We start from the raw sequence: 13,043 nt of genomic DNA, 5'->3' as shown, positions 1-13,043 counted from the left end.
TAGGACCGGAGCTTGTCGACATCCTCCACCAGGGCCTCCCCCTAACGGTTGCTGAGACGAACGGTGTTGCTACACGTATCCACGGTCGATCAATGCGTACAGATCGTCATCATCGTCACTTTCCAGGCGCACTTCGGGCGCGGTCGGCGGTGCCTGCGGAGCCGTCGTCGCCGGGTCGGGCTCCGCCGGCGTCAGGAGGGAGAACAGGTGGTGGGCGAGCTGCCGCGGCGTGGGGTGGGTGAACGCGACGGTGGCCGGGAGCCGTGCTCCGGTCACCGCGGTGAGCCGGTTGCGGAGCGCCACGACCATCGAGGAGTCGAACCCCAGGGTCTTGAAGGTCTCGCCCGCCCGCGCCGCGAGGCCGGCGCCCGTGAGGTCCGCCTCCGGGTCCCTGGCGGTCAGCAGCGCGGCCGTCTCGGCGCACACCAGCACGCGGACGGACGCCTCCGAGGCCAGGTCCGGCCCTTCGGAGGCGACGTCCGGGGCGGGGGTGTCGTCCGGCGCGGTCAGCCAGTACCGCTGCCGCTGGAACGGGTAGGAGGGCAGGGCGATCCGGCGCGGCCGGGCCGCGGCGAACACCGTCTCCCAGGTCACCGGCACGCCGCGCACGTGCAGTGCGGCCGCCGACGTGAGGATCCTGGCGGCGCCGCCGTCGTGCCTGTCCAGGGTGTTCACCACCGCGGGCGGGCTCGCCAGCGTGTCGGCGGTCTCCTCCATCGCCACCTGGAGCACGGGATGCGGGCTGACCTCCACGTACACCCCGCCGCGCTCGCGCATCAGGCCGGCGACGACCTCCCCGAACCGCACCGTCGAGCGCAGGTTGTCGTACCAGTACGCGCCGTCCAGGAGACGGGTGTCGATCCGTCCCGCGGTGACCGTGGAGTGGAACTCCACCGGTGTCGGCTGCGGTGTCACGTGCGCGGCGGCGGCGAGCACCTGGTCGCGGATGCGTTCCACCTGGTGGGAGTGGGAGGCGTACTCGATCCTGACCCGGCGCACCCGCACCCCGTCGGCGGCGGCCCCGGCGGCGAACTCCTCCAGGGCCTGGAGGTCCCCGGAGACCACCACGGAGGCCGGTCCGTTGACGGCGGCCACGGACAGCCGCCCGGGCCACCGGGTCAGCCGTTCCTCGACCTCGGCGAGGGGCGCGGCGACCGCGTGCATCCCGCCGAGGCCCGCCAGTGCGGTCAGGGCCCGGCTGCGCAGGGCGACCACGCGGGCGGCGTCGTCGAGGGAGAGGGCGCCGGCCGCGCAGGCCGCGGCGATCTCGCCCTGCGAGTGCCCCACCACCGCGTCGGGGACCACGCCCAGGGACCGCCACACCCGGGCCAGGGAGACCATCATCGCGAACAGCGCGGGCTGCACCACGGCGTCCCCGCGCTCCAGCGAGGGCGCCGACCGCGCGCCGGTCACCAGGTCCAGCAGGGACCAGTCGAGCCACGGCTCCAGCGCCCGCGCGCAGTCGTCGATCGCGCGGGCGAAGACCTCCGACTCCGCGTACAGCCGCTGTCCCATGCCCAGCCACTGCGAGCCCTGGCCGGGGAAGACGAAGACGACCGGCCCCGCCGGCCCGTCGGCCACCCCGCGCACGGCGCGTGCCGCGTCGCCGCCCGCCGCCACCAGACCGAGGCCGGCCAGCGCCTCCTCGCGGCCGGCGCCGAGCACCACCGCCCGGTGCGCGAACGCCGTGCGCGTGGCCACCAGCGAGTGCCCCACGTCGGCCGCCGTCAGCGACGGGTCGGCCGTCACGCGGTCCCGCAGCCGGGCCGCCTGCTCCCGCAGGGCCTGCTCGGAGCGCGCCGACAGCACCCACGGCACCACACCGGGGACGCCGGGCGCCGGTTCCACGGCCTCGGCCGGGGCCCCGGGGGCCTGTTCGAGGACGACGTGGGCGGTGGTGCCGCCCATGCCGACCGACGTGACCCCGGCGCGCCGCGGCCGGCCCGGTGTGCCCGGCCAGGGCCGCGCGGTGCGCAGGACCTCGAAGTCGTCCTGGAAGTCGGGGATCTCGGGGTTGGGGGACCGGAAACCGGGGTGCGGGACCAGGTGGGCGCGGTCCAGGCAGAGCGCCGCCTTCACGAAGCCGACGATCCCGGCGGCCGGCTCCAGGTGCCCGACGTTCGCCTTCACCGAGCCGATCACCAGGGGGCGGCTGCGGCCGGTGTGCCGGAACACCTCGCGCAGGCCGGCGGCTTCGGCCGGGTCGCCGCGCCGGGTGCCGGTGCCGTGCGCCTCGACGTACTCGACGCCGTCGAAGTCGACGTCCGCGGCCTTGAGGGCGGACAGCACGGCCGCCGCCTGCCCGGTGGGGCTAGGGTCCGGCATCCGCGAGGACGCGCCGCCGCTGCCCACGCCCCAGCCGCGCACCACGGCGTAGACGTGGTCGCCGTCGGCGAGGGCGTGGTCGAGCCGCTTGAGCACGACGAACGCCCCGCCCTCGCCGCGCACGAAGCCGTTGGCGCGCGCGTCGAAGGGGAAGCACCGGCCGTCGGGCGACAGGGCGCCGAGGTTGGCCAGGCCCAGTCCCGCCTCCGGGTCCGCGATCAGGTGCACACCGCCCGCGAGCGCCATGTCGACCGCGCCGCTGCGGATCCGTTCGCAGGTCAGCGCCAGTGACACCAGGGAGGAGGACTGGCCGGAGTCCGCGCACAGGCTCATGCCGCGGACGTCGAACAGGTGCGAGACGCGGTTCGCGATCAGCGCGTTGCCGGAGCCGAGGACGGCGTAGTGGTCGTCCTGGTCGCTGCCGGTCAGCTTGCGCAGCAGGTCGTACCCGGACGGGCCGGCGCCGACCACGACGTCGATCTCGCGGCCCGCGAGCGCGGTCGCCGGGATGCGGGCGTCCTCGACGGCCTCCCAGGCCAGCTCCAGGCCCAGCCGCTGCACGGGGTCCATGGCGGCCGCCTCCGCGGCGGACGTGCCGAAGAACTCCGCGTCGAACCCGTCCACGGCGTCCAGGAACGACCCGGAGCCGACGGTGGCGGCGTCGGGGTGGGGCGTGCGGTCCGGGACGACCGGCCGGTGCTCGGGGAACGTCCCGAAGGTCGACTCGCCGTCGAGCAGCAGGCGCCAGAAGTCGTCCACGTCGCGCACCCCGGGAAAGCGGCACGACATCCCGATGACGGCTATACCGGTGGCTGCGCCACTCATACGAATTCCTTCCGGTTCCCTCGGTGTACGGCTCTTGCGGGCGGCTGTCGCGCTCATCGCCGACGGGTCAGCACGTTCCGCAGCTCGTCCGGCGCGTCCATGAAGTCGTAGTGGCCGCCGTCGAGGGACACGAACTCGACGGAGTCCGCGTACCGGCGCCAGCCCTGGAGCCGGTCGAGGCCGACGTCGGGGTCGTCGCGCCAGTGCAGGACGACGACGGGGCAGGGCACCGGGACCGGCTCGGTGCGCCGGTACGCGGCCGCGGCGGCGTGGTCGCGCGCCAGCACCATCAGGCCGAGGTCGACCATGTCCGGGCGCGGCTCGATGCCCCGGCCGCGCAGGAACGCCTCCACCTCGGCGCGCAGTTCGGCCTCGGTCATGGCGAGCATCCGGTCGCCCGCCGCGTCGTGCGGGGCCGGCTGGCCCGACACGAACAGGCACTCGGGCGTGGGCAGGCCGAGGCCGGCCAGCCGGAGCACGGTCTCGTAGGCGGGCAGCGCGCCCGCGCAGTGCCCGAAGAACGCGTACGGCCGGTCCAGCAGCGGGCGCAGCGCGTCGGCGAGGCCGGCGGCGAGGTTCTCGTAGGTGCCGTGGTGGGGGTGGGCCAGCCGGTTCTCGCGGCCGGGGAACTGCACCGGGCAGAACTCGGCGTCGCCGAGCGCGGCCGGCCAGGCGCTGAAGGCCGAGGCCCCGGACCCGGCGAAGGGGAAGCCGAAGATCCGGGCGGCATGGCCGGCGGCCGGCGGCCGGACGAACCACGGCGACGCGACGGTGGTGGAGCCGGAGGTCATGGCGTCTGCCGTTTCTGGGCGGTGATGGGCAGGTGGGTCATCCCGGCGATGAAGTACGACCGCAGGTGCTGCGGTTCGCCGGCGAAGTCGAGGGATCCGAACCGCTGGAGCAGTTCCTCGAAGAAGACGCGCAGGGTCAGCCGGGCCAGCGGTGCCCCGATGCAGAAGTGCGGCCCGAACCCGAACGCGACCTGGCGCTTGGCGTTGGCGCGCGTGATGTCGAAGGTGTGCGGGTCGGGGAACTGGGAGGCGTCCCGGTTGGCCGAGCCGATCCACGCGACGACCGCCCCGCGGGCCGGGATCGTGCCCCCGGCGATCTCGACGTCGTCCACCGCGTACCGCATGAAGTTGCACGCGGCCGAGGTCCAGCGCAGCCCTTCCTCGACCAGGTTCGGGATCAGCGTCGGGTCGGCCTGGGCCTTCGCGAACTGCTCGGGCCGCTCGATGAGCGCCTGCACCGTGCCCGAGACGGTGTGCGGGGTGGTGACGTTGGCGCCCAGCAGGATGCTGTAGCCGTCGAGGGCGATCTTCTCGTCGGTCAGCGGCACGCCGTGCGGGCGGACGTTCATGAGGTGGTGCAGCAGGCTGTCGTCCTCGAGTCCGGACGCCCGCCGCGTCCTGACCCACTCCTTGACGTAGGTGAGGAGCTCGTGGTGGGAGATGGCCAGGGTGGCGGCCTCGCTGCCCTGGAGGAAGTGCGGGTCCGAGGGAGCCGTCACCATCGCGGTGAGCTGGACGAGTTCGGCCCAGTCCTGCTCCGGGATCCCCAGCAGCGGGCCGGTGACCATCGCCGGCAGGAGCAGCGCCCGCTCGGCCAGGTCGAAGGGCTCGCCGTCGAGCGCCGGCTCCAGGAAGCGGACGATCGTCCCCCGGATGGAGTCCTCCCAGGACTTCACCGCACGCGCGGTCAGCTTGGAGCCGAGCGGCCGGCGGACCTCGGTGTGCCGCGGCGGGTCGGTGGAGGTCAGCAGCACGCCGGCCGCGACGTCGTCCGTCCCGAGGTGGGTGGGGACCGTGCCGCGCTCGGAGGTGAACTCGCGGTGGTCGCCGAGGACGCGGCAGACGTCCTCGAAGCGGGTCACCGACCAGAACTCCCGGCCGTCGGGCAGGACCTGGTGGTGCAGGGGCGCCTTCTCCCGCATCACGTCCCAGACGGGGTGCGGGTCGCCCTCGGTGTACAGGTCCAGGTCGAACAGGTCGACGCCGCCGAGATCGACGTCGCGCGCGGGACCCGGCGTCAGCCTCACGTCCCCGCCCTCCCCTGTTCGATCAGCTCGGCGATCCGGGTGGGGGTCCCCGCGAGGTAGAAGTCGCGCACGGAGAGCCGGACGCCGTAGTCCTGCGCCACCCGTTCGATGATCTTGATTCCGGCCAGTGAGTTGCCGCCCAGCGCGAAGAAGTCGTCCTCCGCCCCGACCTCACGGCCGCCCAGGCACTCCCCCCACAGCGCCGCTATTTCCTGCCCCAGGGACACCAGCGCACTCGAAGGCGCGGCTTGCTGCTCCATTGCCATTTTCCTTCCTCCGCCGAGCTCTTTTCCGCTGTCCCGCCGGCGAGACAAAATCTCTGAAGGGCCGAGTGAATGGCCGAATTGAGTGTCGCGTGAATGCGGGGCCGCTCCCACCGTGTCGGTGGCCTGCCGACTCGCGTCGGCCGGTGAGGTTGAGGATGGACCGGCGCCCTCGCATGCTGACACCCCCGGAACATCCGCTCCCCAGGAAACCGTCCCGCCGGCGGGACAGGGCAAGTGGAAAGTGATTCAGGGCGCTAGAGGCGTACTGGAACACCGCTGGAAAAGCACTTGAAAATCACTGGAAAAGCTCGCATTAAGCAGGAAAACAGAGGGGGCAGACGACGTGGGAAACACCGGCATGGACGCGGACGTGGTCATCGCGGGCGCCGGGCCGACCGGCTTGATGCTCGCCTGTGAGCTGCGGCTGGCGGGCGCCGACGTGGTGGTGGCCGAGCGGCTCGCGGAGCGGACGGGCGAGTCCCGGGCCGGCGGTATCCACTCCCGCACCCTGGAGGTGCTGGACCAGCGCGGCGTCCTGGACCGCTTCCTCGCCCAGGGCGAACTCCAGCCGGTGGGCCACTTCTCCGGGCTCTACCTGGACTTCGACGAGTCCGAGTCCCGGCACCCGTATCCGCTGATGATCCTTCAGTCCACCATCGAACGGCTGCTGGAGGAGTGGGCGGCCGAACTCGGTGTGCGTATGCGCTGGTCGTCCCCGGTGAGCGGCATCCGCCAGGACGAGACCGGCGTGACGGTCGAGCTGGGCGCCGAGGGGGCGGAACCCGCGACGCTGCGCGCCCGCTACCTGGTGGGCTGCGACGGCGGGCGCAGCACCGTGCGCAAGCTGGCGGGCATCGACTTCCCCGGCACCGAGCCGACGATGACCGCGCTGATCGGCGACGTCGAACTGCCCGACCTGCCGGAGGACTACGTCTGGGTGCGGCGCCGCCCGGCCGGCGACTACTCGGCGATCGCCTTCGAGCCCGGCTGGTACCGGGTGATCACCTCGGAGTACGACCGCGTCCCCGACCGCGACGAGCCGGTGACGTTCGAGCAGCTGCGGGAGTCGCTGACCAGGGTCGCGGGCACCGACTTCGGCATGCGCGAGCCCCGCTGGATCTCCCGGTTCACCGACGCCGCCCGGCAGGCGGCCCGGTACCGGGCGGGCCGGGTGCTGCTCGCGGGCGACGCGGCGCACATCCACTTCCCGGCCGGCGGCCAGGGGCTGAACATGGGCGTGCAGGACGCGGTGAACCTGGGCTGGAAGCTCGCCGCCGTGGTGCGCGGCCAGGCGCCGGACAGCCTGCTGGACAGCTACCACACCGAGCGCCATCCCGTGGGGGAGCGCGTGCTGCACAACACCCGCGCCCAGTCGGCCCTGGTCCGCCCCGGCGCCCAGACGGACGCGCTGCGCGAGGTGTTCGGCGAGCTCATGGTGTTCGACGACGTCAACCGGCGTCTGCGCCACATGCTGAACGCGCTGGACATCCGCTATCCGGTCGACGGCGACCACCCGCTGGAGGGCCGCCGGGTCCCCGACGCCGACCTCGACACCTCCGACGGCCCCACCTACGTCTACGCGTTGCTGCACACCGCCCGGCCCGTCCTGCTCGACCTGCGCGGCAGTGCCGAGGTGGCGGCGGCCGTCAAGGGCTGGTCCGACCGTGTCGACCTGGTCGAGGCGCGCAGCGAGGACGACCACTGGACGGTCCCGGGCATCGGCGAGATCCCCGCGCCCGCCGCGCTGCTCGTCCGCCCCGACGGCCACGTCGCGTGGGCGGCGGCCCCCGGCGGGACCCCCGACCTGTCCGCGCTCCGGACCGCCCTGACGACCTGGTTCGGCCCGGCCCTGCGGGGGTGAGGGGCCGCCCGTCGCGCGCCACGACGGCGCCACACCACACCACCCGGCGCCTCACCCCTCTCCCTCGGGGCGCCGGGGTCCGTCTCGTCGCAGCTCACCCTGCTTGCACCGGGCGCCACGGTGGTACCACCATGACGTCATGGACCTCACGCCGTACGTCGACACCCTCCGCCGCGAACTCGCGGTGGCCGCCGAGGCCGGCGGTGACGAAGCCCGCGCGCTGGCCGAGAGGCTCACCGCTCCCCTGGAGTCGGCGACCCGGCTGACCCTGCTCAACGTGCTCTCCGCCGCGATGGACGAGATCACCCGCGAACTCGCCCCCGGCTCGGTCGACGTACGGCTGCGCGGCCTCGACCCCGACTTCGTGGTGACCCTGCCGCCCGCCGACGCCGGCGCTCCCGCGGAGCCCGCCGCGCCCGCCGGACCGTCGCGGGCCCCCGCCCCGTCCGAGGGCGACGAGGGCGGCACCGCCCGCGTCAACCTGCGCCTGCCCGCTCACCTCAAGGCCCGCGCCGAGGAGGCCGCGTCCCAGGAGGGCCTGTCCGTCAACGCGTGGCTGGTGCGCGCCGTGTCGGCCGCGGTCGACGGCGGCACCCGGCCGCGCACGACGGAGAAGGCCCACTCCGTCGGACAGAGCTTCACGGGCTGGGTGCGCTGACCGCGCCCGCACCCGCGCCACGTCACCCACCTCACGAGACGGGACTGCCCATGCCCTCCTTCGACACCCCCGACGCGATCTCGGTCACCGCGCGCGTGGAGGCCGGGTCGATCCAGTTCACCGCCGGCGACCGCGCCGACACCGTCGTCGAGGTGCGTCCGCGCGACCCGGAGAAGGACCCGGACGTCCGCGCGGCCGGCCAGACCGAGGTCGCCTGCGCGGGCGGCGCGCTGACCGTGCGCACCCCCAGGTCCGGCCTGTTCGGCCGCACCGGCACCGTCGACGTGACCGTCCAACTGCCGGCCGGCTCGCGCGTCGACCTGACCGGCGCCTGGACCCAGGTGTTCGGCGAGGGCCGGCTCGGCGAGGTGCGGGTGAAGACCTCCTCCGGCGACGTCCGCCTCGACACCACCGGCCCGCTGACGGTCACCGCCTCCCACGGGTCGGTCACCGTGGACCGCGTCGAGGGCGCGGCCGAGATCAGCACCAGCTCGGGCAGCGTGCGCGCGGGCCTGCTGGACGGTCCCGCCGTCCTGAAGAACTCGCACGGCACCACGACGGTCGGGGCGGCCACCGGTGAACTGCGGGTCAGCGGCGCCCACGGCGACATCGACATCACCCGCGCCGAGGACTCGGTCACCGCGACCACCGCGCACGGCACCGTGCGGCTGGGCGAGGTGGCCCGGGGCACCGTCCAGCTGGAGACCTCCACCGGCGCCATCGAGGTGGGCGTCCGCGCCGGCACGGCCGCCTGGCTCGACGCCCGCTCCGGCTCCGGGCAGGTGCGCAACACCCTCACCGCCTCCGACGCCCCGGGGGGCTCCGAGGACACGGTCACGATCCGGGCCCGCACCCGGCACGGCAACATCGACGTGCGCCGCGCCAAGCCCTGACCGTGTCCGGCCGGCGGGTCAGGGGGCCGTTTCCGTCCAGGTGACCGGCAGCGCGTGGACGCCGTAGATGTTCATGTCGGTCCTGAGCGGCACCTCGTCGGCGGGGACGGCGAGCGTCAGGTCCGGGAAGCGGCGCAGCAGTCCGCCGAAGCCGGCGCGCATCTCGATGCGGCCCAGTTGCTGGCCGAGGCACTGGTGGACCCCGTGGCCGAAGGCCAGGTGCCCGCGGGCCGTGCGGCGGACGTCCAGGGTGTCGGGGTTCTCGAAGCGGCGGGGGTCGCGGTTGGCGGCCAGCAGGGAGACGACGACGGTCGATCCCTCGCCGATGATCTCGCCGCCCAGCTCGATGTCCTCCGTGGCGTACCGGTAGAAGATGTCGGCGACGGACAGGTAGCGCATGAGTTCCTCGACCGCGTCGGGGATCAGCTCCGGGTCGGCGCGCAGGGCGGCCATCTGCTCGGGGTGCTCCAGGAGCGCGAAGGTGCCGAGCGAGAGCTGGTTGACGGTGGTCTCGTGGCCGGCGAGCAGCAGCAGGAAGGCGCAGCCGGTCAGTTCCTCGACGGTGAGGTCCTCCTGGCGGGCCAGGTCGGACAGGATGTCCTCACCGGGTTCGGCGCGTTTGCGGGTGACCAGTTCGGCGAGGTACGCGGTCATGGCGCCGTACGCGGCCATCTTCTCGTCGAACGCCTGGTCCCGGACGAGGAACTTGGCGGTGTTGGTCTGGAAGCTCTTCCGGTCCTCGTAGGGGACGCCGAGCAGTTCGCAGATGACCAGCGAGGGCACCGGCAGCGCGAACTCCTCGACCAGGTCGACCGGCGGGGTCAGCCGCGCCAGGGCGTCGAGCTGCCGCTCGGCGATGTCGGCGATGTGGTCCTCCAGCTCCTTCATCCGCCTGACGGTGAAGGCACCGGTGAGCCTGCGCCGCAGCCGGGTGTGGTCCGGCGGGTCCATGGCGATGAAGACGCCCGGGATCTGCGGGGAGGGTTCGGTGGGGACGGGCATGCCGGGGACGTCGTAGGGCACGTGCATCACACCGAGGTCCTGGCGGGAGCTGAACCGGGTGTCGGCCATGAGCCGGCGGACCTCCTCGTAGCCGGTGACCAGCCAGCCCTCGTGTCCGTCGGGGAAGAGCAGAGGGCTGACCGGGCGGGCCGTGCGCAGCCGGGTGATCGCGCGGGGCGGGTCGAAGGGGCCCGCGTCTCGCTCCGTGGGGAGACCGTTCGGGACGTGAACCGTCTGGCTCATCGGGTTTCCTTTCGCAGCACGGCTGGGGCACCGGCCAACGCCGGTGACTCCACCATGGCACACCCGTAGCGCCACACCGAGCCATTCTGGCCCCGCCGCCCGCCGCGCCGAGGCCACGAGAACGACCACCCGCCGTGCGACAGCAGGCCGGGGAATCATCGAAGCCGCCCGCCAACATGACCGGAATTCGCCGAGCGCCCCCGCGACAACGACCGACAGCCCTGAATGTCGCCGTATGGCGTCACCGGTGTGCCACTATGGCGTCACAACGACAGGCGCCCCCCGGTCCCAGAGACCGGGGGGCGCGCTCGCCGCAGGGAGTGAGCCGGCGCCGGGGCGGGCGGACAGCGCGGCGCCGCCCCGGCGGCACGTGCCTCGCCGGGGCGGCGCTGAACGGGATGTCGACCGGCCGGCCGGAGCCGGCCCGGGTCAGGCTCGCTTCTTGAACGTGGAGACCGCCCAGACGTACCCGAGGACGGCGAACCCCGCGCACCAGGCGAGGGCCGCGATCGTGTCGCCGCTCGACGGGTTGCCGGTCAGCAGCCCGCGCAGCGTCTCGATGATCGGGGTGAAGGGCTGGTACTCGGCGAAGTGCCGCACACCCGCCCCCATCGTGTCCGCGGGCACGAACGCGCTGCTCAGGAACGGCAGCATGATCAGCGGCACGGTGGCCATGCCCGCCGACTCCGCGGTCTTGGCGGCCAGCCCGACGGCGACGGTGAGCCAGCCCGCCGCGAAGCTGAGCAGCAGGATCACACCGATCGCGCCGAGCCATTCCAGGCCGCTCGCGGCCGGGTCGAACCCCATCGCGAAGGCCACGCCGATGATGGCCGCGCAGGCCACCAGGCAGCGCACCGTGGTGACGACGACGTGACCGGTCAGGACGGAACCGCGCGAGACGTCCATGACCTTGAAGCGGTTGATGACGCCCTTGGTCATGTCGTCGTTCACGGCGGTCGCGGTGGCCCCCAGCCCGTAGCTGATGGCCATCACGAGCAGGCCCGGGGTCGCGTAGTCGATGTAGTCGTCGCCGACGCTGAACGCGCCGCCGAACACCTTGACGAACATCAGCATGATCACGATCGGGAGCAGGACCGCGTTGAACACCGCGACCGGGTTGCGCATCGTGTGCTTCAGGTTGCGGCGCAGCATGATCGACGAATCGGCCAGCGCCGTGGAGACGGTGCTCATCCCGCGATCGCCTCCTTGCTCGTGTGCTCGTCGGCGGCCGCGGCGTCGGCGCCGGTGGTGTCGGTCAGGGCGAGGAAGACGTCGTCGAGGTCCGGCGTGTGCACGGAGAACTCCTGGGCGTTGAGCGTGTGTGCGTCGAGCCGGTCCAGCAGCGCCCGCAGTGACCTCGACTCACCGTCGCTGGGCACCCGCAGGGTCAGCTCCTCGTCGTCCCGCGCGGCGCCGGCGAACAGCCGTGCCGCCGTGTCGAGGTCGTAGGCGTCGGCGAACCGGAGCCGGACGTGGGTGCCGGGGATCTGGCGCTTGAGCTCCTCCGGGGTGCCCCGGGCGACCAGGTGGCCCTTGTCGAGCACGGCGATCTGGTCGGCGAGCTGGTCGGCCTCCTCCAGGTACTGGGTGGTGAGGAAGATGGTGGTGCCGTCGGCCACCAGCTCGCGGACGATGCCCCACATGGTGCGCCGGCTGCGCGGGTCGAGACCCGTCGTCGGCTCGTCCAGGAAGATGATCTGCGGCTCGCCGACCAGCGTCATCGCCAGGTCCAGCTTGCGGCGCATACCGCCGGAGTAGGTCGCCGCCAGCTTGTCCGCCGACTCCACCAGGTCGAACCGCTCCAGCAGCCGCGTGATCACCTGGTCACCGGAGCGCACGCGCTTCAGATCCACCATCAGCCGCAGGTTCTCCCGGCCCGACAGCAGCTCGTCGACCGCGGCGAACTGGCCGGTCACGCCGATGGCCGCGCGCACCTGCCGGGTCTCGGTCACCACGTCGTGCCCGGCGATGCGCACCGTGCCGGCGTCGGCCTTCATCAACGTCGTCAGGACGTTGACCGTCGTCGTCTTGCCCGCCCCGTTCGGGCCGAGCAGGGAGAAGATCGACCCCGCGGCGACATGGAAGTCGATGCCGTCGAGCACGACCTTGTCGCCATGTGCCTTGCGCAGCCCTGAGACCGCGATCGCTGAACTCCTCATGGCTCCACCTTCCTCTCGGGGCCTGTCACGGGCCTGTCACGGCGCTGACACGGCGCTCGCGCGCGGACTCCGCTTCGATCACGTCCAGCACCTGCCGGCCGAGGTCGACCAGGTACATGTGATCCCCGGGGAACTCCGCGTAGCTGAACCCGGCCGTGGTCGCCGCCCGCCACTGCCGGGCCTCCTCCGCGGTGACCAGACCGTCGTGGTCGCCCCGCAGCGAGGTGATCGGCACCGACACCGGATCGTCGGTGCCGGGCACGTAGGCCTCGTGCATCTCGCAGTCGGCCTGGAGCGTGGGCAGGATCAGCTCCCGCATCTCCGGGTGGTCCAGGGCCTCGTGCCGGAACCCGGCGAACTCCTCCACGCGGGCGAGGAACTCGTCGCCCTCGAGCCCCGCCGCCCGCCGCTCGCGCTGCGTCCACGGCCCCGGCGAGCCGCTGACGACCAGCCGTTCGACGGGCACGCCGCGCGCGCTCAGCAGATGCGCCAGCTCATAGGCGAGCACCGCGCCCAGGCTGTGCCCGAACAGCACGGTCGGCGTCCCCTCACCGAGGTCCGCGACGATGCCGTCGATCTCGCCCCGGGCCGCCTCGACGACGTTGCGGTACGGCGTCTCCAGCAACCGCCGCTCCCGGCCCGGCAGTTCCACCGAGGTCACCCGCCAGCGGCCTGCGGCCAGCTCCCGCCACGGGTGGAAGAACGAGGGCCCCGCCCCCGCGAACGGCACGCACAGCAGCGCGGTCCCCTCTCCGTGTCCCGCGGACACGCCA

Annotated in this window: 11 protein-coding genes; 3 read left to right on the top strand and 8 right to left on the bottom strand. The window is 73.2% G+C overall.

The features are described from left to right. Positions 1-69 precede the first annotated feature (69 nt). From QQS16_RS36460 to QQS16_RS36445, 4 genes are read right to left on the bottom strand one after another with little or no spacing between them, the layout of a single operon-like run. Positions 70-3,150 (bottom strand): type I polyketide synthase, encoded by a 3,081-nt coding sequence (locus QQS16_RS36460; protein WP_286066805.1) that lies wholly within the window; start codon positions 3,148-3,150, stop codon positions 70-72. A 53-nt stretch (positions 3,151-3,203) separates the two neighbouring features. Then, the gene (locus QQS16_RS36455; RefSeq protein WP_286066804.1) at positions 3,204-3,941 is read right to left on the bottom strand and encodes a thioesterase II family protein; all 738 of its coding nucleotides are present in this window, start codon (positions 3,939-3,941) and stop codon (positions 3,204-3,206) included. Further along, complete coding sequence (locus tag QQS16_RS36450) at positions 3,938-5,188, bottom strand: cytochrome P450 (RefSeq protein ID WP_286066803.1); 1,251 nt, start codon at positions 5,186-5,188, stop codon at positions 3,938-3,940. Before QQS16_RS36450 ends, QQS16_RS36455 begins: the two co-directional genes overlap by 4 nt. Beyond that, positions 5,185-5,448, bottom strand: coding sequence for a phosphopantetheine-binding protein (locus QQS16_RS36445; protein ID WP_286066802.1), 264 nt, complete (start codon positions 5,446-5,448; stop codon positions 5,185-5,187). The genes QQS16_RS36450 and QQS16_RS36445 overlap by 4 nt, the downstream gene beginning before the upstream one ends. Before the next feature lie 364 nt (positions 5,449-5,812). Between QQS16_RS36445 and QQS16_RS36440 the strand changes: the two genes are divergently transcribed. The 3 genes from QQS16_RS36440 to QQS16_RS36430 all read left to right on the top strand — a co-directional run bounded on the left by QQS16_RS36440 (position 5,813) and on the right by QQS16_RS36430 (position 8,866). Beyond that, entirely contained in the window at positions 5,813-7,315 is a 1,503-nt protein-coding gene (locus tag QQS16_RS36440; RefSeq protein ID WP_502963951.1) for an FAD-dependent monooxygenase, read from the top strand. Positions 7,316-7,454: 139 nt separating this feature from the next. Then, positions 7,455-7,973, top strand: coding sequence for a toxin-antitoxin system HicB family antitoxin (locus tag QQS16_RS36435; protein WP_286066800.1), 519 nt, complete (start codon positions 7,455-7,457; stop codon positions 7,971-7,973). Between the two features lie 50 nt (positions 7,974-8,023). Next, positions 8,024-8,866, top strand: coding sequence for a DUF4097 family beta strand repeat-containing protein (locus QQS16_RS36430; RefSeq protein ID WP_286066799.1), 843 nt, complete (start codon positions 8,024-8,026; stop codon positions 8,864-8,866). A gap of 18 nt (positions 8,867-8,884) precedes the next feature. Here the strand turns inward: QQS16_RS36430 and QQS16_RS36425 are convergent, their stop codons facing one another. The 4 genes from QQS16_RS36425 to QQS16_RS36410 all read right to left on the bottom strand — a co-directional run bounded on the left by QQS16_RS36425 (position 8,885) and on the right by QQS16_RS36410 (position 13,039). Then, entirely contained in the window at positions 8,885-10,111 is a 1,227-nt protein-coding gene (locus tag QQS16_RS36425; RefSeq protein ID WP_286066798.1) for a cytochrome P450, read from the bottom strand. Positions 10,112-10,540: 429 nt separating this feature from the next. Beyond that, complete coding sequence (locus tag QQS16_RS36420) at positions 10,541-11,302, bottom strand: ABC transporter permease (RefSeq protein WP_286066797.1); 762 nt, start codon at positions 11,300-11,302, stop codon at positions 10,541-10,543. After that, the gene (locus QQS16_RS36415; protein ID WP_286066796.1) at positions 11,299-12,270 is read right to left on the bottom strand and encodes an ATP-binding cassette domain-containing protein; all 972 of its coding nucleotides are present in this window, start codon (positions 12,268-12,270) and stop codon (positions 11,299-11,301) included. Before QQS16_RS36415 ends, QQS16_RS36420 begins: the two co-directional genes overlap by 4 nt. Positions 12,271-12,295: 25 nt before the next feature. Then, the gene (locus tag QQS16_RS36410; protein ID WP_286066795.1) at positions 12,296-13,039 is read right to left on the bottom strand and encodes a thioesterase II family protein; all 744 of its coding nucleotides are present in this window, start codon (positions 13,037-13,039) and stop codon (positions 12,296-12,298) included. Between the last annotated feature and the right edge of the window lie 4 nt (positions 13,040-13,043).

Origin of the sequence: Streptomyces sp. ALI-76-A (assembly GCF_030287445.1) — a bacterium.
Taxonomy (GTDB): Bacteria; Actinomycetota; Actinomycetes; order Streptomycetales; family Streptomycetaceae; genus Streptomyces.
This window is presented reverse-complemented; position numbering and strand designations above follow the sequence as displayed.

What these genes read in the sequence shown, in the direction of transcription:
- QQS16_RS36460 (WP_286066805.1), bottom strand. Translation starts at nt 3,150, where the DNA reads ATGAGTGGCGCAGCCACCGGTATAGCCGTCATCGGGATGTCGTGCCGC.
- QQS16_RS36455 (WP_286066804.1), bottom strand. Translation starts at nt 3,941, where the DNA reads ATGACCTCCGGCTCCACCACCGTCGCGTCGCCGTGGTTCGTCCGGCCG.
- QQS16_RS36445 (WP_286066802.1), bottom strand. Translation starts at nt 5,448, where the DNA reads ATGGAGCAGCAAGCCGCGCCTTCGAGTGCGCTGGTGTCCCTGGGGCAG.
- QQS16_RS36440 (WP_502963951.1), top strand. Translation starts at nt 5,813, where the DNA reads ATGGACGCGGACGTGGTCATCGCGGGCGCCGGGCCGACCGGCTTGATG.
- QQS16_RS36435 (WP_286066800.1), top strand. Translation starts at nt 7,455, where the DNA reads ATGGACCTCACGCCGTACGTCGACACCCTCCGCCGCGAACTCGCGGTG.
- QQS16_RS36430 (WP_286066799.1), top strand. Translation starts at nt 8,024, where the DNA reads ATGCCCTCCTTCGACACCCCCGACGCGATCTCGGTCACCGCGCGCGTG.
- QQS16_RS36425 (WP_286066798.1), bottom strand. Translation starts at nt 10,111, where the DNA reads ATGAGCCAGACGGTTCACGTCCCGAACGGTCTCCCCACGGAGCGAGAC.
- QQS16_RS36420 (WP_286066797.1), bottom strand. Translation starts at nt 11,302, where the DNA reads ATGAGCACCGTCTCCACGGCGCTGGCCGATTCGTCGATCATGCTGCGC.
- QQS16_RS36415 (WP_286066796.1), bottom strand. Translation starts at nt 12,270, where the DNA reads ATGAGGAGTTCAGCGATCGCGGTCTCAGGGCTGCGCAAGGCACATGGC.